At 61.7% G+C, this 18,941-nt stretch carries 21 protein-coding genes, 1 other RNA gene and 1 pseudogene; 13 read left to right on the top strand and 10 right to left on the bottom strand.

Going from position 1 to position 18,941, the window contains the following annotated elements; translation table 11 throughout:
• Window positions 1–14: 14 nt before the first annotated feature.
• Complete coding sequence (locus tag ABRP30_RS27065) at window positions 15–470, bottom strand: transposase (RefSeq protein ID WP_267819591.1); 456 nt, start codon at window positions 468–470, stop codon at window positions 15–17.
• Window positions 471–989: 519 nt separating this feature from the next.
• On the opposite strand from ABRP30_RS27065, the gene ABRP30_RS27060 reads away from it, so the two are divergent.
• From ABRP30_RS27060 to ABRP30_RS27050, 3 genes are all read left to right on the top strand, one after another.
• On the top strand, window positions 990–1,253 hold the full coding sequence (locus tag ABRP30_RS27060) for a hypothetical protein (protein WP_267819589.1): 264 nt from the start codon (window positions 990–992) through the stop codon (window positions 1,251–1,253).
• Window positions 1,250–1,498, top strand: a complete 249-nt coding sequence (locus ABRP30_RS27055) for a DUF3077 domain-containing protein (protein ID WP_267819587.1) — start codon at window positions 1,250–1,252, stop codon at window positions 1,496–1,498. Before ABRP30_RS27060 ends, ABRP30_RS27055 begins: the two co-directional genes overlap by 4 nt.
• Before the next feature lie 345 nt (window positions 1,499–1,843).
• The gene (locus ABRP30_RS27050; protein WP_241805471.1) at window positions 1,844–2,296 is read left to right on the top strand and encodes a YaiI/YqxD family protein; all 453 of its coding nucleotides are present in this window, start codon (window positions 1,844–1,846) and stop codon (window positions 2,294–2,296) included.
• Here ABRP30_RS27050 and elbB read toward each other — a convergent pair whose 3' ends face one another.
• The gene (gene elbB, locus ABRP30_RS27045; RefSeq protein ID WP_349976019.1) at window positions 2,297–2,962 is read right to left on the bottom strand and encodes an isoprenoid biosynthesis glyoxalase ElbB; all 666 of its coding nucleotides are present in this window, start codon (window positions 2,960–2,962) and stop codon (window positions 2,297–2,299) included.
• A gap of 113 nt (window positions 2,963–3,075) precedes the next feature.
• On the opposite strand from elbB, the pseudogene ABRP30_RS27040 reads away from it, so the two are divergent.
• Window positions 3,076–3,654 (top strand): annotated as a pseudogene (locus tag ABRP30_RS27040) (sterol desaturase family protein); the annotation flags it as partial.
• 549 nt (window positions 3,655–4,203) lie between these two features.
• Here the strand turns inward: ABRP30_RS27040 and ABRP30_RS27035 are convergent.
• Window positions 4,204–4,848 carry a DedA family protein gene (locus ABRP30_RS27035; RefSeq protein ID WP_241805473.1) on the bottom strand — a complete coding sequence of 215 codons (645 nt, stop codon included), beginning with the start codon at window positions 4,846–4,848 and terminating at the stop codon, window positions 4,204–4,206.
• Between the two features lie 275 nt (window positions 4,849–5,123).
• Between ABRP30_RS27035 and ppk1 the strand changes: the two genes are divergently transcribed.
• Window positions 5,124–7,304, top strand: a complete 2,181-nt coding sequence (gene ppk1 / locus ABRP30_RS27030; RefSeq protein ID WP_372490516.1) for a polyphosphate kinase 1 — start codon at window positions 5,124–5,126, stop codon at window positions 7,302–7,304.
• On the opposite strand, the gene ppx is transcribed toward ppk1, so the two are convergent.
• Window positions 7,291–8,793, bottom strand: coding sequence for an exopolyphosphatase (ppx, locus tag ABRP30_RS27025; RefSeq protein WP_349976018.1), 1,503 nt, complete (start codon window positions 8,791–8,793; stop codon window positions 7,291–7,293). The genes ppk1 and ppx overlap by 14 nt on opposite strands.
• A gap of 243 nt (window positions 8,794–9,036) precedes the next feature.
• Here ppx and trxA point away from each other — a divergent pair, with 243 nt between their 5' ends.
• The 5 genes from trxA (at window position 9,037) to ABRP30_RS27000 (ending at window position 14,389) form a co-directional block, all read left to right on the top strand.
• Window positions 9,037–9,366, top strand: coding sequence for a thioredoxin TrxA (trxA, locus tag ABRP30_RS27020; protein WP_009684153.1), 330 nt, complete (start codon window positions 9,037–9,039; stop codon window positions 9,364–9,366).
• A gap of 228 nt (window positions 9,367–9,594) precedes the next feature.
• Complete coding sequence (gene rho, locus ABRP30_RS27015) at window positions 9,595–10,854, top strand: transcription termination factor Rho (RefSeq protein WP_003253661.1); 1,260 nt, start codon at window positions 9,595–9,597, stop codon at window positions 10,852–10,854.
• A gap of 204 nt (window positions 10,855–11,058) precedes the next feature.
• Complete coding sequence (gene ubiD / locus ABRP30_RS27010) at window positions 11,059–12,525, top strand: 4-hydroxy-3-polyprenylbenzoate decarboxylase (protein WP_012316791.1); 1,467 nt, start codon at window positions 11,059–11,061, stop codon at window positions 12,523–12,525.
• Entirely contained in the window at window positions 12,525–13,493 is a 969-nt protein-coding gene (locus ABRP30_RS27005; RefSeq protein ID WP_241805476.1) for a CDP-6-deoxy-delta-3,4-glucoseen reductase, read from the top strand. The genes ubiD and ABRP30_RS27005 overlap by 1 nt, the downstream gene beginning before the upstream one ends.
• Window positions 13,494–13,738: 245 nt before the next feature.
• Window positions 13,739–14,389 (top strand): gamma-glutamylcyclotransferase, encoded by a 651-nt coding sequence (locus tag ABRP30_RS27000; RefSeq protein ID WP_349976017.1) that lies wholly within the window; start codon window positions 13,739–13,741, stop codon window positions 14,387–14,389.
• Between the two features lie 70 nt (window positions 14,390–14,459).
• On the opposite strand, the gene ABRP30_RS26995 is transcribed toward ABRP30_RS27000, so the two are convergent.
• Complete coding sequence (locus ABRP30_RS26995; protein ID WP_267819571.1) at window positions 14,460–15,437, bottom strand: NADPH:quinone oxidoreductase family protein; 978 nt, start codon at window positions 15,435–15,437, stop codon at window positions 14,460–14,462.
• Between the two features lie 156 nt (window positions 15,438–15,593).
• On the opposite strand from ABRP30_RS26995, the gene ABRP30_RS26990 reads away from it, so the two are divergent.
• On the top strand, window positions 15,594–15,998 hold the full coding sequence (locus ABRP30_RS26990) for a flagellar basal body-associated protein FliL (RefSeq protein ID WP_241805479.1): 405 nt from the start codon (window positions 15,594–15,596) through the stop codon (window positions 15,996–15,998).
• A gap of 33 nt (window positions 15,999–16,031) precedes the next feature.
• Here the strand turns inward: ABRP30_RS26990 and ABRP30_RS26985 are convergent, their stop codons facing one another.
• The gene (locus tag ABRP30_RS26985; RefSeq protein WP_267819568.1) at window positions 16,032–16,484 is read right to left on the bottom strand and encodes an EVE domain-containing protein; all 453 of its coding nucleotides are present in this window, start codon (window positions 16,482–16,484) and stop codon (window positions 16,032–16,034) included.
• 178 nt (window positions 16,485–16,662) lie between these two features.
• Here ABRP30_RS26985 and ABRP30_RS26980 point away from each other — a divergent pair, with 178 nt between their 5' ends.
• A complete protein-coding gene (locus ABRP30_RS26980) occupies window positions 16,663–16,812 on the top strand; it encodes a hypothetical protein (protein ID WP_241805481.1) in 150 nt (49 codons plus the stop codon).
• Window positions 16,813–16,832: 20 nt separating this feature from the next.
• On the opposite strand, the gene ABRP30_RS26975 is transcribed toward ABRP30_RS26980, so the two are convergent.
• The 4 genes from ABRP30_RS26975 to ABRP30_RS26960 all read right to left on the bottom strand — a co-directional run bounded on the left by ABRP30_RS26975 (window position 16,833) and on the right by ABRP30_RS26960 (window position 18,205).
• Window positions 16,833–17,441, bottom strand: coding sequence for a 5-formyltetrahydrofolate cyclo-ligase (locus tag ABRP30_RS26975; protein ID WP_349976016.1), 609 nt, complete (start codon window positions 17,439–17,441; stop codon window positions 16,833–16,835).
• 67 nt (window positions 17,442–17,508) lie between these two features.
• Window positions 17,509–17,688, bottom strand: a non-coding RNA gene (ssrS, locus tag ABRP30_RS26970) — 6S RNA.
• Between the two features lie 17 nt (window positions 17,689–17,705).
• Window positions 17,706–18,026: a cell division protein ZapA gene (locus ABRP30_RS26965; protein ID WP_012316783.1), complete on the bottom strand. Its 321-nt coding sequence runs from the start codon at window positions 18,024–18,026 to the stop codon at window positions 17,706–17,708.
• Complete coding sequence (locus tag ABRP30_RS26960) at window positions 18,023–18,205, bottom strand: TIGR02449 family protein (protein WP_042112137.1); 183 nt, start codon at window positions 18,203–18,205, stop codon at window positions 18,023–18,025. The genes ABRP30_RS26965 and ABRP30_RS26960 overlap by 4 nt, the downstream gene beginning before the upstream one ends.
• Before the next feature lie 181 nt (window positions 18,206–18,386).
• Here ABRP30_RS26960 and ABRP30_RS26955 point away from each other — a divergent pair, with 181 nt between their 5' ends.
• Window positions 18,387–18,941 (top strand): YecA family protein, encoded by a 555-nt coding sequence (locus tag ABRP30_RS26955; protein ID WP_241805484.1) that lies wholly within the window; start codon window positions 18,387–18,389, stop codon window positions 18,939–18,941.

The following is an 18,941-nucleotide window of genomic DNA, read 5'->3' as shown; positions in this document are numbered from 1 at the left end:
TGTGGCCATGGCCGTCAAACCCAGATCGCGTCCCAATGCGGATAATCCCCCACCCGCTCAACCAGACCTGCGCGCTTAGGATTCATGACGATATACCGCGCCACAGCCTGCAAATCCTCTTCTCGCCGCAACGCCCTGTCATGAAAGCTCTTCTGCCAAAGCCGCCCATATCGCCCGAGATGGCGGTTGATGGCACAGGTGCTGCGCGACTTCACTCGGCGCATCAACGTTTTCAGGCTCACCGGCCCCAGCTCGATCAACCAGTGGAAATGATCAGGCATTACAACCCAGGCTAAAGACCGCGCCGCACCTTCTGCCTCGGCCTCGCGCAGCTGGCTGACCAACAAGCGGGCCGAGTGAAACTCACCCAGTACAGGGGCCCTGTGCAATGTGGTGCTGGTGAGAAGGTACAACCGATTCCTTTCTGAGAACCTGCCAACCCTTAGCTGATTTGAATGGGGACGATCCATGTTCCCTGCCTCCTGATGGTTTGCTCATGAGGCTAGTAGCGACGGTTCCACAAGGTTGGGCTCAATTGGTTACCTGCTGTTTCTGCAGGGCCATCGCCGACAAACCGGCCAATGGGCTTCGGCAGTTCTTGAGGCTTGCACCGTATTTGTGGGAGCCGGCTTGCCGGCGATCGAGGGCGAAGCCCTCGCAGCCGCCGCAAAGCCGTAAGACATTTCCGAACCTGAAACCAAATGCTTCAGTTCTTTCACTCTGGCGACTTATCCTACGACGCCTATCGGAAGGTGCCGTCTTGGCTGGCAAGCGCTCCGGGAATAATGTCCTCGGGTCGCCGCACAAGGCGATCGGGCGTGAGACACCCGGTTCACATTCGGTAGCGCCGCTCCATGGCGGTCGTGCGCGGGCAGACTTCGGTCTGGCCGGGGTTACCGTATGTCCCGGGTCTCACCCCGTGCACGACTGCCACCCAAATCCGTGAGACGAGGAGGAAGGCAGGTCAGTCCAACATACGGAGATCCGCCATGAAAAAGCTCGTCCCAGACCCACCTCCATCTGCCCTGCTTCTTCTCGACCCTCCCGCCATCTCGCTCCCCGAACCGCCCAACACCCAAGAGTGCACCGCACTCATCTGCGCTTTGACCCTGACCATAAAACAGACCTCCAGCGTGCTGCTCGACAGCCCTCAAGGCCCTGTGCGTGACGCCATGGGCATGAGCATCCGCCTGCTGTGCCGGATGATCAATGCGCTGAACGAGCACGCCGGTGCGCAAGGAGCGTCACAATGAGCGAGGGCCTCAACCAAGCATCAACGGCAGGCGTAGAAACCTTCGACCTGTTCAGCCTCAGGCCTGATGTCCCGTTCGATCATGCGTTCTCGCAGCTTTCCATACTGCTAGGCTGCATCCGCCACCTCACCACCGAAGCGGAAATGGAAAACGACCGCATCGCTGGCAGCGCCGCGCGGATCCTCAGCGAGATGGCCAAGGCATTGATCGATGATCTGGAGCGGGGGATGAACAAGGCTCACTGAGGCCTTGCAGTCATGGCAGGCAGCGAGCGGCGTTAGTGCTGCTTGCTCTGCGCACTCCACGTGGCCATTGAAATAGATGTGCCATTGCGTGTTTCTTTCGCCGGGACGAGTAACATGACCCTAGTCGCGAAAGGAGAGCGCAGGCTTGATGCCAGTCGTTAGGGTTTCGGGGCTGCTCTGCAGCCCATCGCCGGCAAGCCAGCTCCACCGGTACCTCGCCGTTCCTAAGCTGTGCGTCCATACCTGTGGGAGCCGGCTTGCCGGCGATGGGCCGCAAAGCGGCCCCAAATCGCGCAACCGAACGGCATCGGGCACTGCCCCACCTGCTTCAAGAGGAAAAATGCAATGCGCATATGGATCGACGCCGACGCCTGCCCCAAGGCAGCCAAGGACCTGATCGTCAAATTCGCCCTCAAGCGCAAGCTCGAGGTGGTAATGGTGGCCGGGCAGGCCGTGGCCAAACCGGCCTTCGCCGTGGTGCGGCTGATCGTGGTACCCAGCGGCATGGATGCCGCCGATGATTACCTGGTCGAGCACGCCGTGCCAGGTGAGCTGGTCATCTGCAGCGATGTGCCGCTGGCCGACCGCCTGATCAAGAAGGGTGTAGCGGCACTGGACCCACGTGGCCGTGAGTTCGACGAACGCAACATGGGCGACCGCCTGGCAGTGCGCAACCTGTTTACCGAGTTGCGCGAGCAGGGCCAGGTCGGCGGCGGGCAGGCGCCTTATGGCGAACGCGAGAAGCAGGCGTTCGCCAATGCGCTGGACCGTATTCTGGCCCGCTTGGCCAAGGGCTGATCAGTCAGCCTCGTGGGTCATTTCCAGCACACGATCCACCAACTTGTAAATGCCGCCAGCCGCCTCGCTGATCGACTGGGCCAGCATGTACGCCGGCGTAGTCACCAGCTTGCGCTGGGTGTCTTCGACAATGTCATGCACATCGCACTCTTCATGGGTGCCACCCATCTTGACCACCGCAGCGGCAGTATCGGCATCGTTACCGATGGTGCAGACCACGCCAGGGCCGTAGATCTTCGCCGCCAGTGCCGGTGAAATGCACATCAGGCCAACCGGCTTGCAGGCTTCGGCAAAGGCTTCGGCCAAGGCCAGTACCTGAGGGTTGACCGTGCATTCGCTACCTTGGGTGGCAAAGTCGGACAAGTTCTTCGCCGCGCCGAAACCACCTGGCACGATCAGCGCGTCGAAGTCCTCGGCCCTGGCCTCGCTGATGTCCTTGACCTCACCGCGGGCGATGCGCGCCGATTCCACCAGCACATTGCGCGACTCAGCCACCTGCTCACCGGTGAGGTGGTTGATCACATGCATCTGCGCGATGTTCGGCGCGAAGCACTGCACCTGTGCGCCGCGCTGGTCGAGGCGCAGCAGGGTGATCACGCTTTCATGGATTTCGGCGCCATCGTAGACGCCACAGCCGGAAAGAATCACCGCTACTTTTTTCGTCATGCTCATTACTCCAGTGTCGAGGCGCTAAATGTCCTCTAGTTTGGCAGATGTGGCCATAGGGGTTGCCATGGGAGCATCCTAATCTCTCTGGGTACCCTTGGAGGCAGCTGTCCATGGACCTGATTCTGCTGGCCGTACCGTTCTTTTTCGTGCTGATCGCGGTTGAACTGGTCGCCGACCGTGTGCGCGGCCAGCGTAATTTCACCGTGGCCGATTCGATCAACAGCCTGAGCACTGGCGTGCTTTCCACCAGCACCGGCCTGCTGACCAAGGGGGTAGGGGTGGTGACCTATGCACTGGCGTGGGAGCATCTGGCGCTGCTGCACTTGCCGGACCACGCCCTCTGGGTCTGGTTGCTGGCGTTCGTGCTGTACGACTTCTGCTATTACTGGCTGCACCGCTTGGGCCATGAGCGCAATGTGCTGTGGGCAGCCCATTCGGTGCATCACCAGAGCGAGGAGTACAACCTCACCACCGCGTTGCGCCAGACCAGCAGCGGTTTCCTCTTTTCGTGGATCTTCTACCTGCCGCTGGCGCTGCTCGGCGTGTCGCCCTGGGTGTTCATAACGGTGGCGTCGCTCAACCTGCTGTACCAGTTCTGGGTGCATACCCGGCACATTCCCAAGTTGGGCTGGCTCGAATGGATACTGATCACTCCGTCCAACCATCGCGTCCACCATGCGCAAAATCCTGTTTATTTGGATCGCAACTACGGCGGTGTGTTCATTCTTTGGGACCGTCTGTTTGGCACATTCAAGGAGGAAGATCCGGCCGAGCCCGTGGTGTTTGGCGTGACCACGCCGCTGGCCAGCTGGAACCCGTTATGGGCCAACCTGCAGTTCTATGCCCAGCTCTGGGATGATGCCCGGCGCACCGAAAGCCTGTGGGACAAACTGCGTATCTGGTTCATGCCCACGGGCTGGCGGCCGGCGGATGTGGCTGCGCGTTATCCACAGGCCAAGCAGAACCTGGCGCTGTTCCGGAAGTTCGCGGTAGCACTGGGGCGGGCGCAGCAGGTTTACGTGGTGCTGCAGTTCGCTGTTTACGTGGCATTGGGCAGCTACTTGATGAGCGTTGCCGAGCAGGTGCCGACAGCGGCCCTGGTGCTGGGCTGGGCGGTGATGGCGTTGGGCCTGTCTGCCTTGGGCGCGGCCTTGGAGAACCGGCCGTGGGCAGCGCGCCTGGAGCTGGTGCGCCTGCTATTGAATGCGCCCGCACTGTATCTGGCTGGCGCTCTGGGCTTAGGGGTTGTCACGCCCTTGGTCTGGGCCATGCTCGCGCTTTACAGTTTGCTCAGCCTCGTCGGCCTGGGCTTGTGCGGCGGCCTTGCGCTCGGCGCGCAAGGTGCGAAAACGCCGGCGCAGCCACAGCAGGGCACCGAGCAGCAGCAGGCCACCGAGCACCCATAGCTCGTACTTCTTCACGTTGCCCAGCATGCCTTCCAGAATGGCGCCGAAGTGGTACGCGGCAGCGCCCAGGGCCAAGGCCCATACGGCTGCACCGATGCCGTTGAGCAGCAGGTAACGCCGGGGTGGGTAGCCAGACAGGCCGATAGCCACGGGCATCACCGTGCGCAGGCCATAGACGAAGCGGAAGCTCAGTACCCAGATGTCGGGGTGGCGGCGGATATGCTCCAGCGCCCGGTCGCCCATCGCCTGCCAGCGCGGCTTGCGCGCAAGGATCTTGCGCCCGTGCCGGCGGCCCATGAAGTACCACAGCTGGTCGCCGGCATAGCTGCCGAAGAATGCCACGATCACCACCAGGCTGATGTCCATGTACCCGCGGAACGCAAGGAATCCTGCAAGCACCAGGATGGTCTCGCCTTCAAAGAAGGTGCCTAGAAAAAGGGCAAAATAGCCGAAATCCTGCAGGAATTGTTGAAGCATTTTCTGAGGTGCTGGCGAAATGAACGCGCAGCCTACCCCTTCACGCGCGTTCGTGAAAGTGCCCAGGCGCGTCTCGACGTGAACAATTGGTAGAAGGACAATGGCTTGAGCCACAAGTCGCGGGCTTGCCTATAGATGTAACACAGACGTCATAATGGCCGCTTATCGTCCCGCTCAATTGATGATAGGGCGTTAACGTCCTCCAGGAACGCCAGATGAATAATGAAGTGCTAACCCCTGTCGCGATCAAGGATGCTCAGGCAGTCCCTGAAGAGATGGTGCAGACCCCGCCAGATCTCCCAGAGGCCCCGGAGCCTGCAGCAGAGGCCGCCGCCCCCGCGCCCGTGCATGCTGCCCCCGCGCCGGCCATCGCCATCCCAAGCCTGGACGACAGCAGCCTGTACATTCATCGCGAGCTGTCGCAACTGCAGTTCAACATCCGCGTGCTGGAGCAGGCGCTGGATGAGTCCTACCCGCTGCTCGAGCGCCTGAAATTCCTGCTGATCTTCTCCAGCAACCTCGATGAGTTCTTCGAGATCCGCGTCGCGGGCCTGAAGAAGCAGATCAACTTCGCCCGTGAACAGGCCGGTGCCGACGGCCTGCAGCCGCATCAGGCGCTGGCGCGCATCAGCGAGCTGGTGCACACCGAAGTGGAGCGCCAGTACGCCATCCTCAATGACGTGCTGCTGCCGGAGCTGGAAAAGCACGCGATTCGCTTCATCCGCCGCCGTTATTGGACGCCCAAACTCAAGACCTGGGTGCGCCGCTACTTCCGTGACGAAATTGCGCCGATCATCACCCCGATCGGTCTGGACCCGACGCACCCGTTCCCGTTGCTGGTGAACAAGAGCCTGAACTTCATCGTCGAACTCGAAGGGGTCGATGCCTTCGGTCGTGATTCGGGCCTGGCGATCATCCCGGCGCCGCGCCTGCTGCCGCGGGTCATCCGTGTGCCGGAAGACGTCGGTGGCCCTGGGGACAACTACGTGTTCCTGTCCTCGATGATCCACGCCCATGCCGATGATTTGTTCCAAGGCATGAAGGTCAAGGGTTGCTACCAGTTCCGCCTGACCCGTAACGCCGACCTGGCACTGGATTCGGAAGAAGTCGACGACCTGGCGCGCGCCCTGCGCGGTGAGCTGTTCTCGCGCCGCTACGGTGATGCCGTGCGCCTGGAAGTGGCTGACACTTGCCCCAAGCACCTGTCCGACTACCTGCTCAAGCAGTTCAGCCTCAGCGAAAGCGAGCTGTACCAGGTCAACGGCCCGGTCAACCTGACCCGCCTGTTCAGCATCACCGGGCTGGACAGCCACCCGGAGCTGCAGTACACGCCGTTCACCCCGGCGATCCCCAAGCTGCTGGCCAACGCCGACAACATCTTCAGTGTCATCAGCAAGCAGGACATCCTGCTGATGCACCCGTTCGAGTCCTTCACCCCCGTGGTCGACCTGCTGCGCCAGGCCGCCAAGGACCCGCACGTGCTCGCTGTGCGCCAGACGCTGTACCGTTCAGGGGCCAACTCGGAAATTGTCGATGCGCTGGTGGATGCGGCACGTAATGGCAAGGAGGTCACTGCGGTGATCGAGCTGCGTGCGCGTTTCGACGAAGAGTCCAACCTGCAGATGGCCAGCCGCCTGCAGGCCGCCGGTGCCGTGGTCATCTATGGCGTGGTGGGCTTCAAGACCCACGCCAAGATGATGCTGATCCTGCGCCGCGAGCAGGGCGAGATCGTCCGCTACGCCCACCTGGGCACCGGTAACTACCACGCCGGTAATGCCCGCCTGTACACCGACTACAGCTTGCTGACCTCCGACGACGCCCTCACCGAGGATGTGGGCAAGCTGTTCAGCCAGTTGATCGGCATGGGCAAGACCTTGCGCATGAAAAAGCTGCTGCACGCGCCGTTCACCCTGAAAAAGGGCATGCTCGATATGATTGCCCGGGAAACCCAGTTCGCCCTGGAAGGTAAACCCGCGCATATCATCGCCAAGTTCAACTCGCTGACCGATGCCAAGGTCATCAAGGCCCTGTACAAGGCCAGCCAGTCGGGTGTGAAGATCGACCTGGTGGTCCGTGGTATGTGCTGCTTACGCCCAGGCATTCCGGGGGTTTCGCATAATATCCAGGTGCGTTCGATCATCGGCCGCTTCCTGGAGCATACCCGTGTGTTCTACTTCCTTAACGGCGGCGACGAGCAGATCTACCTGTCCAGCGCCGACTGGATGGAGCGTAACCTCGACAAGCGTGTGGAGACCTGCTTCCCGGTGGAGGGCAAGAAGCTGCTGCTGCGGGTGAAAAAGGAACTGGAAGGCTACCTGACCGACAACACCCACGCCTGGACGCTGCAGCCGGACGGGCGCTATGTGCGCAGCACGCCGACCGGCAACCAGAACCCGCGCAGCGCCCAGGCGACCCTGTTGGAGCGCCTGAGCAACCCGGTACTTAACGTACGCTGAGGACGAAGTTGACCCGGTCCAGCCACTCCGCCTCGTTGGCGAAGTCGGCCTGGGTCAGCTGGTTCTGCTCCAGCCAGCCGGCCGGGAAGGCCACGTCGAGGCTATTGTCTGCGGCATGCAGTTGCACCTTCGGCATCTGTTGGGTGCCGCGGATGTGATGGAACAAAATGGCGAAGCGCAGCAGTACGCAAAGACGCAGCAGTTTCACCCCTTCATCGCCCAGTTCGGCGAACTTTTCCTTGGGGATGTTGCGCCGATGGCCACGGACCAGCAGCGCCATCATCTGCTGGTCTTCACGCGAGAAGCCCGACAGGTCGGAGTGTTCGATCAGGTAGGCGCCATGCTTGTGGTAGTGATAGTGGGCGATGTCCAGGCCGATTTCGTGAATTTTGGCAGCCCAGCCCAGTAGATCGCGCCAGTTACCCTCTTCAAGGTCCCAGGCTTTGGCCACCTGGTCAAAAGCATGCAGCGCCTTGCGCTCGACGCGCGCCGCCTGGCCCTGATCGACGTGGTAGCGTTCCATCAGCGAGTTCAGGGTGCGTTCGCGCACGTCTTCGTGGTGGTGGCGGCCAAGCAGGTCGAACAGCACGCCTTCACGCAGCGCGCCATCGCAATGGTCCATGCGTTGCAGTTCCAGCGCGTCGAAGATCGCTTCGAGAATCGCCATGCCGGCTGGGAAAATGGCGCGGCGGTCGGGTTTGACCCCGTCGAAGTCGATCTTGTCGGTGTCGCCCAGCTTGAACAGCCTGCGTTTGACCCATGCCAGCCCCTCGGCGTTGACTTCGCCATTGCCCAGGCCAGCAGCCTTGATCGCGGCGCCGATGGCGCGGATGGTACCGGACGAGCCAATCGCTTCATCCCAGGTCAGGCGGTGCAGGGCGTTCTCGATGCTCATCAGCTCCAGGCGCGCTGCCGTGTAGGCCTGGGCGTAGCGGGCCGGGGTGATCTTGCCATCGCGGAAATAGCGCTGGGTGAAGCTGACGCAGCCCATCTGCAGGCTTTCACGCAGCAGCGGCTCAAAGCGCTGGCCGATGATGAACTCGGTGCTACCGCCGCCGATGTCAGCGACCAGGCGTTTACCGGGGGTGTCGGCCAGGGTATGGGACACGCCCAGGTAGATCAGGCGCGCTTCTTCGCGGCCGGAGATCACTTCCACAGGGTGGCCGAGGATCACTTCGGCACGCTGGATGAATTCGTTGCGGTTGCGCGCCTCGCGCAGGGCGTTGGTGCCAACGATGCGCACGGCGCCTGCAGGCATGCCGTTGATCAGTTGGGCAAAGCGTTTCAGGCATTCCAGGCCCCGGACCATGGCTTCTTCACTGAGCATGCGTGCTTCGTCGATGCCAGCGGCGAGCTGAACCTTTTCCCCAAGCCGTTCCAGAATGCGGATTTCGGTATGGTGAGCCTTGGCCACGACCATGTGAAAACTGTTGGAGCCCAGGTCGATGGCGGCAATCAGGGACAGGTTCTTCGCTAAGGTATGCGGCATGATCTGAGTAGTCTCGGTCGGTAACCCGGCAATCGTGCCACGTTAGCAGGCTGTCGCCAACGCGCGACTCGCCAGGGCTTGATGCAAGGCAATGTGCCAGTCGATGCTATGACACTTCTGTGACAGTTTCGATTCGCGGCGTCTTGCACAACTATAGTGACACTCAATCGTCCGTGACTTCCTGTAGCGCGTGGGTGCGGCTATGATGGGCCACGATTTTTGCTTACGACCCTGGAGATATCCATGAGCAGCGACCTTATCAAACACGTCACCGACGCCACCTTTGAGGCCGAAGTCCTGCAAGCCCAAGGCCCGGTGCTGGTCGACTACTGGGCTGAATGGTGCGGCCCATGCAAGATGATCGCTCCAGTTCTGGACGACATCGCCAGCACCTACGAGGGTAAACTGACCGTCGCCAAGCTGAACATCGACGACAATCAGGAAACCCCGGCCAAGCACGGCGTGCGTGGCATCCCGACGCTGATGCTGTTCAAGAACGGCAACGTCGAGGCCACCAAGGTCGGCGCCCTGTCCAAATCCCAGCTGGCTGCGTTCCTCGACGCCCACCTGTGATGTGAAAAAGCCCCGGAATTTCCGGGGCTTTTCTTTTCCAACCCACTAGACGTCTAAAAAAGCAAGTGTTACATTCGGCCTCGCACTGTTTCTCCAGTGCCCCCTGCACGCCGTCGCCGACGCACTCCTAATTAGAATCTGTGCGCGATCCTATCGCCTTCTAGCGGCGCGGCTTCATTAAGCCAGAAGCTTAATCCTCCCTTCATACATGATTACGTCATTCCCCTTATGAACCTGACTGAACTCAAGCAAAAGCCGATTACCGATCTGCTGGAAATGGCCGAACAGATGGGCATCGAAAACATGGCCCGTTCGCGCAAACAGGACGTGATTTTCGCCCTGCTGAAGAAGCACGCGAAAAGCGGCGAAGAGATCTCAGGTGACGGCGTGCTGGAGATTCTCCAGGATGGTTTCGGTTTCCTGCGTTCGGCTGATGCGTCCTATCTGGCCGGCCCCGACGACATCTACGTCTCGCCTAGCCAGATCCGCCGCTTCAACCTGCGTACCGGCGATACCATCGTCGGCAAGATTCGCCCGCCGAAGGAAGGGGAGCGTTACTTCGCGCTGCTCAAGGTCGACACGATCAACTTCGATCGCCCGGAAAACGCAAAGAACAAGATCCTCTTCGAAAACCTGACGCCGCTGTTCCCGAACAAGCGCCTGAAGATGGAAGCCGGCAACGGTTCCACCGAAGACCTGACCGGCCGCGTCATCGACCTGTGCGCACCGATCGGCAAGGGTCAGCGTGGCCTGATCGTCGCCCCGCCGAAAGCCGGTAAAACGATCATGCTGCAGAACATCGCGGCCAACATCACCCGTAACAACCCCGAGTGCCACCTGATCGTTCTGCTGATCGACGAGCGCCCGGAAGAAGTGACCGAAATGCAGCGCACCGTGCGCGGTGAAGTGGTTGCTTCGACCTTCGATGAGCCGCCAACCCGCCACGTGCAGGTTGCCGAAATGGTCATCGAGAAGGCCAAGCGCCTGGTCGAGCACAAGAAGGATGTGGTCATTCTGCTCGACTCCATCACCCGTCTGGCGCGTGCCTATAACACCGTGATCCCGAGCTCCGGCAAGGTACTGACCGGTGGTGTCGATGCCCACGCCCTGGAGAAGCCAAAGCGCTTCTTCGGTGCTGCGCGTAACATCGAGGAAGGCGGTTCGCTGACCATCATCGCCACCGCGCTGGTAGAAACCGGTTCGAAGATGGACGAAGTGATCTACGAAGAATTCAAGGGTACCGGCAACATGGAGCTGCCCCTGGACCGTCGTATCGCCGAGAAGCGTGTGTTCCCGGCCATCAACATCAACCGCTCGGGCACCCGCCGTGAAGAGCTGCTGACCGCCGACGACGAACTCCAGCGCATGTGGATCCTGCGCAAGCTGCTGCACCCGATGGACGAAATCGCCGCCATCGAGTTCTTGGTCGACAAGCTCAAGCAGACCAAGACCAACGACGAGTTCTTCCTGTCGATGAAGCGCAAGTAAGCGCTCAGATCGTCCAAGCAATGATTGGGGCTGCTTCGCGCCCCATCGCCGGCAAACCGGCTTCCACAGGTCCTCTGCGACCCTTGTGGCGGCCGGCCTGCCGGCGATGGGGCGCGAAGCGGCCCCAAGTCATTTTTGGCCATTGAGCACTGAACGGCGCTACACTCTGCACCCCGACCGATACGGCCAACACGAGGCTCATGCATGCAGTATCGCGACTTGCGCGACTTCATCCGTGGCCTGGAACAGCGCGGTGAACTCAAGCGCATCCAGGTTCCGATCTCCCCCGTCCTGGAAATGACCGAGGTGTGTGACCGCACCCTGCGTGCGAAGGGGCCGGCGTTGTTGTTCGAAAAGCCCACGGGCTTCGATATCCCGGTGCTCGGCAACCTGTTCGGCACCCCGGAGCGGGTGGCCATGGGCATGGGCGCCGAATCGGTCGAGGAGCTGCGCGAGATCGGCAAGCTGTTGGCCTTCCTCAAGGAACCGGAGCCGCCGAAAGGCCTCAAGGATGCCTGGTCGAAACTGCCGATCTTCAAGAAGGTCGTGTCCATGGCACCGAAGGTGGTCAAGGATGCCGTTTGCCAGGAGGTGGTGGTCGAGGGCGATGACGTCGACCTTGGCCAACTGCCGATCCAGCACTGCTGGCCGGGCGACGTGGCGCCGCTGATCACCTGGGGCCTGACCGTGACTCGCGGGCCTAACAAGGACCGCCAGAACCTGGGCATTTATCGCCAGCAGGTCATCGGACGCAACAAGGTCATCATGCGCTGGTTGAGCCACCGCGGTGGTGCGCTGGATTATCGCGAGTGGTGCGAGAAGAACCCCGGCCAGCCGTTCCCGGTCGCCGTTGCCCTGGGCGCTGACCCGGCAACCATCCTCGGCGCCGTCACGCCGGTGCCCGATACGCTTTCCGAGTACGCCTTCGCTGGCCTGCTGCGCGGCAACCGCACCGAGCTGGTCAAATGCCGAGGCAGCAACCTGCAGGTGCCGGCCACCGCCGAGATCATCCTTGAAGGTGTGATCCACCCGGGCGAGATGGCCCCGGAGGGCCCCTATGGTGACCACACCGGCTACTACAACGAAGTGGACAGCTTCCCGGTGTTCACCGTCGAACGCATCACTCACCGGCAGAAACCGATCTACCACAGCACCTATACCGGTCGGCCGCCAGATGAGCCAGCCATCCTTGGCGTGGCGCTCAATGAAGTGTTCGTGCCAATCCTGCAAAAGCAGTTCCCGGAGATCGTCGACTTCTACCTGCCGCCGGAAGGGTGCTCGTACCGCATGGCGGTGGTGACGATGAAGAAGCAGTACCCGGGCCACGCCAAGCGCGTGATGCTGGGTGTGTGGTCGTTCCTGAGACAGTTCATGTACACCAAGTTCGTTATCGTCACCGATGACGACATCAACGCCCGTGACTGGAATGACGTGATCTGGGCCATCACCACGCGCATGGACCCCAAGCGTGATACGGTGATGATCGACAACACGCCGATCGACTACCTGGACTTTGCGTCGCCGGTATCGGGCCTGGGGTCGAAGATGGGCCTGGATGCCACCCACAAGTGGCCGGGCGAGACTACACGCGAATGGGGCCGGGTCATCGTCAAGGACGAGGCCGTCACCCGCCGCATCGATGAGTTGTGGGACCAGTTGGGAATAGATTGATGCAGGTAACGTTGCAGCCGTCCGGGGCGGTGCTGGCGCTCGAACCCGGGGAACGGATCCTGGATGGAGCGCGGCGGCTGGGCTATGACTGCCCGAACAGCTGTCGCAATGGCAATTGCCATGTGTGCGCCGCATTGTTGGTCGAGGGTCGCGTTCGCCAGAATGGTGAGGTGCGCGACCATGGTGAGCTGTTCACCTGCATCGCCGAACCACTGGAGGACTGCGTGCTGCTCTGGGATGGTGTGCTGGCCTTGGGCGAGCTGCCAGTGCGCAAGCTGGCATGCAGCGTCACTGAATGCGTCGAGGTAGGTGGCGACGTCTGGCGCGTGCGCTTGCGTGCGCCGGCGGGCAAGCCACTGCGCTATCACGCCGGGCAGTACCTGATGATCGAGCGCGAGGGCGGCAAGCCGGCGGCCTTCTCGCTGGCGTCTGCCCCCCACAGTGGGCGCGACCTTGAGCTTCACGTGCTGGTCCGCGAAGACAGTGCCAGGCAGCTGTTGGCGCAGTTGCAGCGCGACCCTGTCGCGCGCATCGAGATGCCATTCGGGGACACCCACCTGGCCGAGCTGCCCGATGGGCCCCTGGTGCTCATCGCTGCGGGGACCGGCATGGGGCAGATGCACAGCCTGGTCGAGCATTGCCGCGCCCAGGGCTTCAAGCACCCGGTGCACCTCTACTGGGGGGTGCGACGCCCTGAAGATTTCTACGCCATCGAGCACTGGGCCGAGTGGGAGCGCCTGCCCAACCTGTTCCTGCACAAGGTGGTGAGCGACTTGTGTGGCTGGGAAGGCCGTTGTGGCATGTTGCACGAGGCGGTATGCGAGGACGTGCAAGACCTCAATACGGTTCACGTTTATGCCAGTGGCTCGCCCAACATGGTTTATGCCACGCTCGACGCCCTGGTCGAGGCCGGTATGGATGCGCATCGCATGCGCGCTGATGTGTTTGCCTACGCCCCGCGTGGTTAATAACCGAAGTTCCAAGTACTGGGTATAAGGCGGTAATTCCTGCCGCCTTGCCTAATAACTTTCACTATACTTTGCAGCAAGGCTCTCCAGTCGTCGGAAGTTCGCGTGAAACTCAGGCTTCAGGGCTTGAGTGTTGGCGCGCTTCTTCTTAAGGTGATTGCAGCTTCCAAGGGCATCGGCGCAAGCCCCGCCCTACAGGGCTTTTCGCGCTATCAGTAGTTCACAGGGAATAATGGCGGCAGCTTATGTCGGCACTTGAAAGTTTATCCTGGAAAAGCACTTATCCTCCGGCACTCGACTTCGGCCAGCAACTGACCCGCGAGCAATTGATCAACTCGATGCATACCACCATGTCGCGCCATCACGGCGGCCCGGTCTGGTTATTTGCCTATGGTTCGTTGATATGGCGCCCGGAGTGCAGTTCGGTCGAGCGCCAGCGTGCACGGGTGCATGGCTATCACCGTGGCCTTTATCTGTGGTCGCACGAGCATCGGGGCACGCCGGAAACGCCAGGCCTGGTGTTCGGCCTCGACCGCGGCGGTTCGTGCAGCGGTTTTGCCTACCGCCTCGATGAAAGCAACCTCGACGACTCGCTGATGGCCTTGTGGCAAAGAGAGATGCCGTACCCGGCGTACCGGCCACACTGGCTCAGCTGCCGGCTGGGTGATGGCAACAAGGTGCAGGCCTTGGGCTTCGTGCTTGAGCGACACCTGCCGTGCTACGCCGGCAATTTGCCCGATACGCTGCTTAGCCAGATTCTTGCCAGTGCCAAAGGGCGCTATGGCACCACGCGTGAGTATGTCGAGCAGACGTTGAACGCACTGCGCAGCCACCAGATGCCCGACCGCAACCTCGAAGCGCGCTTCAGGCGCTGCCACAACCTGCGTGAGGTCTGATCGGGCGGTGCAGCGCTCTTCGCGGGCTCATCCGCGAAGAACGCTGCGGGGTCAGCCTTTTCTCAAATGATCATCTGGCCTGTACCACCAACTTACCTACCGCTTTCCTTTGGCCCAGCTGCTCGATCGCCGCGCCCGCCTCGGCCAGCGGGTAAGTCTTCGATACCAGGGGCTTCAGCTTGCCCTCGGCATGCCAGGCAAACAGCTGGCTGAAGTTGGCCGCATTGTCCTGCGGCTGGCGCTGGGCAAAGGCCCCCCAGAATACCCCCAGCACCGCGGCGCCCTTGAGCAGTACCAGGTTCGCCGCCATCTGTGGAATCGTCCCGCTGGCGAAGCCGACCACCAGCAACCGCCCGTTCCACGCCAGCCCGCGCACGGCCTGGTCGAACAGTTCACCGCCGACCGGGTCGTAGATCACATCTACCCCTTGGCCGCCGGTCAGACGCTTGATTTCCTCCTTGAGGCTGGCCTGGCTGTAGTCGATCAGCTCGTCCGCACCTGCAGACTTGGCCACAGCCAGTTTCTCGGCGCTGCTGGCAGCTGCGATCACCTTGGCGCCCATCGCCTTGCCGATCTCCACGGCCGCCAGGCCGACGCCACCGGACGCACCTAGCACCAACAGGGTTTCCCCTGGCTGCAACTGGCCGCGCTGCTTGAGCGCGTGCATCGAGGTGCCGTAGGTCATGCCAAAGGCGGCAGCGGTGGTGAAGTCCATGCTTTCGGGGATGGGCAGCACGTTGTAGAACGGCACGGCCACCTGTTCGGCGAACGCCCCCCAGCCGGTCAGGGCCATCACTCTGTCCCCGACCTGGAAGGCACCGGCGCGCTCGCCCACAGCGGCGACCACACCCGCCGCCTCGCCACCTGGAGAGAACGGTAGCGGTGGCTGGAACTGGTATTTGCCTTCGATGATCAGGGTATCTGGGAAGTTGACCCCGGCCGCATGCACCTCGAGCAGAATCTCGTTTTTCTTCGGTACCGGGCTGGCCACCTCTTCCAGAACCAGGTTGCGTGCGGGCCCCAAGGTTTTACACAACACAGCTTTCATCGGGCTATTCCTTTGCGGGTAGTGGCCGATAAGTGTAGGAGGGCGACCTGCCGGGTCAACGAGCATGGCTCGCCCTGATGGGGTGGCATAAGCCCGGGCTTGGGTTTGGGTCGCATGCTGGGTAAGCTGGCGCCAATTGTTTTGAGGAGCGAATTCGTGAAAGCGTGGATCTTGATGGTGCTGGCCCTGATGCTGCCAGCGGCGGCTCTGGCCGAAGAAGCCAAGGAAGGAGCCCCCAAGGTCTCCTATATCAGCCTGAGCCCGCCCTTTGTAGGCAACTATGCCCTCGATGGTGGCCCCAGGTTGCGCGTGTACAAGGCTGACGTGGCCCTGCGCGTGACTGGCGACGAGGCAGCCAAGGCGGTCAAGCACCACGAGCCGTTGATTCGCAACCAGCTGGTGGCGCTGTTCACCCAGCAGGGTGTGGATAACTTGAGCAACGTCGAAGCGAAGGAAAAACTGCGCCAAGAGGCACTCAAGCAAGTGCAGCAGGTGATGGAAGCAGAAGAGGGCAAGCCGATTGTCGAGGACCTGCTGTTCAATAACCTGATCGTGCAGTGAGCGAGAACCAGGCTGGCCCCTTCGCGGGGCCGGTCATTTGTTTAGCGCAATGATCGCCGCCCACTGCTCTGCGGTCACCGGCATCACCGACAGCCGAGTGCCTTTCTGGACCAGCGGCAATTCCTCCAGCGCGCTTTGCTGCTTGAGTAAGCCCAGCCCCAGTACCTGCCTGAATGTCTTCACGTGCGCCACATCCACGGCGCTCCAAGGGTTCTTTTCGGCAGTGGCCTTGGCGTCGTAGTAATGGCTCTGAGGGTCCAGCGCAGTCGGGTCCGGGTAGGCCGCTGCAGTGATTCGGGCGATCCCGGCAATGCCAGGTTGAGGGCAGCTGGAGTGGTAGAAGAAAAACTCATCGCCTACCTTCATGGCGCGCAGAAAGTTGCGCGCCTGGTAGTTGCGCACGCCGTCCCAGCGAGCTTCCCCCAAGCGGCCCAGGCCTTCGATCGAAAGCTCATCGGGCTCGGATTTCATCAGCCAGTAGGCCATGGATACTGCTCCTGAAAAGGTTTGAAATAACCTGTTGCACGAAACCGACAGCCGGTTGGCGTCAACGTTTGCGTGTCGACTCAGGTTGTCGGAAAATGCGCCGATTTTAACGTCATATGCTCCGGCGGCACCAAGAAGGTCGCCGAGCCAGTAAGTATGCCTAGGGGGGCATTCTTCGATGAATCAACGCAAACCGGACCTGCTCTGGGTCCTAGTCTTCATTTTTGGTCTGGGTGTGGTTACCACCGGTTACGCGCAAGGTATCTGGGAGCGCAAGCTCGATACCGCGTACCAGACACCGGTCGAAGCCGGCCAGCAGCAGCGCTGAACCTTCCCCGCTGACGCCGGTTATTTCGGCGCCAGGTACCAGGCACGGTCCGAAACCGTGCCCTGCAGTGGTACATCCCAGCTGGCCTGCGCCAGTCGTTCGACCTTCTGGCATTCATGGGCCAGCCCCAGCAGCAGGGGTTTTTTCCATGTCTTGCGTCGCGCCTGGTAAGCCAGGCTGCGATCGTAGAAGCCCCCGCCCATGCCTAGCCGCCCGCCGGCTTCATCGAAGCCCACCAGTGGCAGCAGGATCAGGTCCAGCGACCAGATCGGGCGCTGGCGCTTGCGGTCAGTCAGCGGCTCGGGGATACGGAAACGGTTGCGCTTGAGCCGTTCACCCTGCTCGAACCGCTGGAACACCATGCGCGTACGCGGCCAGGCGTGCAGTACCGGCAAGTAAGTACGTTTGCCGCGCCGTTGCGCCTCGCGCAGCAGCAGCTGCGGGTCGATTTCACCGTCGTTGGGGAGGTACAGGGCGATGTGCCGGGCGCGGCGGAAAAGCGGGTTTTGCGCCAACTGCCGATACAGCCCAAGGGAGGCCTGGCGTTGCTGGGCTGGCGTGAGTGCGCGGCGGGCATTGCGAAGCAAGCGACGAAGCTGGGGGCGTGTGAGCGGCGCGGTGTCGGTCATGGCACGGGCGTTCCCAGGTGTCGAAGCTCAAAGCGAGAACTGCCCACCGGGGTGGGCAATCGAAAACAGGCTCCCCGATAAGACCGCTATCGGTGTAGCCCTTGAACCCGAAAGTTCAAGGTGGAGATTGCAGGGGGCGTTAAGGCTTTCCGTCGGGCGGACATGCACACCGGCCCCAGCGTGCAACCCCCGTGGTTGTGCGTATCGGCTCAGGGACATAACCGACTGGCGCATCCACCAGGGAGTGGCGCCAGTATACCAACCTCAGCCGATTTTGGTATCCGTGTCGTCGGACAAAGCCTTGTCGACGCGATCGAGCAGGTCGCGGACCTGTTCGCGGGTGGCGCTGCCAGCGGGGGCGTCGGTGCGGTCTTCCTGGCGGTGGAGCATCTCGTGGGTGATGTTCAATGCGGCCATCACCGCGATCCGGTCGGCACCGATCACCTTGCCGCTGCTGCGGATCTCGCGCATCTTGCCGTCCAGGTAGCGTGCGGCGCTGACCAGGTTGTTGCGTTCTTCCGGCGGGCAGATGATCGAGTATTCCTTGTCCAGGATCTGCACGGTGACACTATTGCTTGAGCTCATGAGTCTTGCTCCAGGGCCTTGAGGCGTAAGATCATCGACTCGACCTTGCGCTTGGCGATCTCGTTCTTTTCGATGAGGTGGGCGCGCTCTTCGCGCCAGGATTTTTCCTGAGCTACTAGGAGTGCATTTTGCCGTTTTAGTTGCTCGACCCGCTCGATCAGCGACTCGAACCGGCTCATCAATGCTTGCAGGTCGTTCTCTTGCGTGGGTTGCACTCGATTCGCTCCGTCATGAATCACCCGTCGATGATGCCTCTCCCTGAGCGGTGACGGCCAGTGCCGATGGTCTTGGCGCGCCTGCCGGTGCTAGGATACAAGGCCTTCATTCTAGTCAAATGCGCCGTCTGGCGCCTAGCCGCCCATGCCTAATACCCAATCGCCCTACACCGCATTCGCCGCACTGCTCTCGAGCAACGGCCACCCTGTTTCCCCCGCCGAGCTGCACGGCCTGCTGATTGGCCGCAGTTGCGCCGGTGCCGGCTTCGACGCCGATGCCTGGCTGGCCGATGCTGCCGGGGTGCTGGAAAACGAACCTGAAGACAATGTGCGCGCTGCACTGATCGGCCTGCAGGAGATGGTCAAGGCCGAGCTGACCGGCGAGGACATTGCCATCGTGCTGCTGCTGCCAACCGATGAAACCTCGCTGACCGAGCGTGCCACGGCCCTGGGCCAGTGGTGCCAGGGCTTCATCGCCGGCTTCGGGCTGAATGCTGGCGGCAAGGACCTGTCCACTGATGCCAAGGAAGTGCTCCAGGACCTGGTGGCCATTTCCCAGGTCCAGGAAGCGCTGGAGGAATCCGAGGACGGCGAAAGCGACTACATGGAAGTCATGGAGTATCTGCGCGTTGCGCCGCTGTTGCTCTACACAGAGCTGGCTGCGCCCGCCGCGCCCGCGCCAAAACCTTCGCTGCACTGA

Source organism: Pseudomonas sp. WHRI 8519, assembly GCF_040224055.2.
GTDB classification, from domain to species: domain Bacteria; phylum Pseudomonadota; class Gammaproteobacteria; order Pseudomonadales; family Pseudomonadaceae; genus Aquipseudomonas; species Aquipseudomonas putida_X.
Note: the sequence above shows the minus strand (reverse complement) of the source record. Positions and strands in the feature narration are given on the sequence as shown.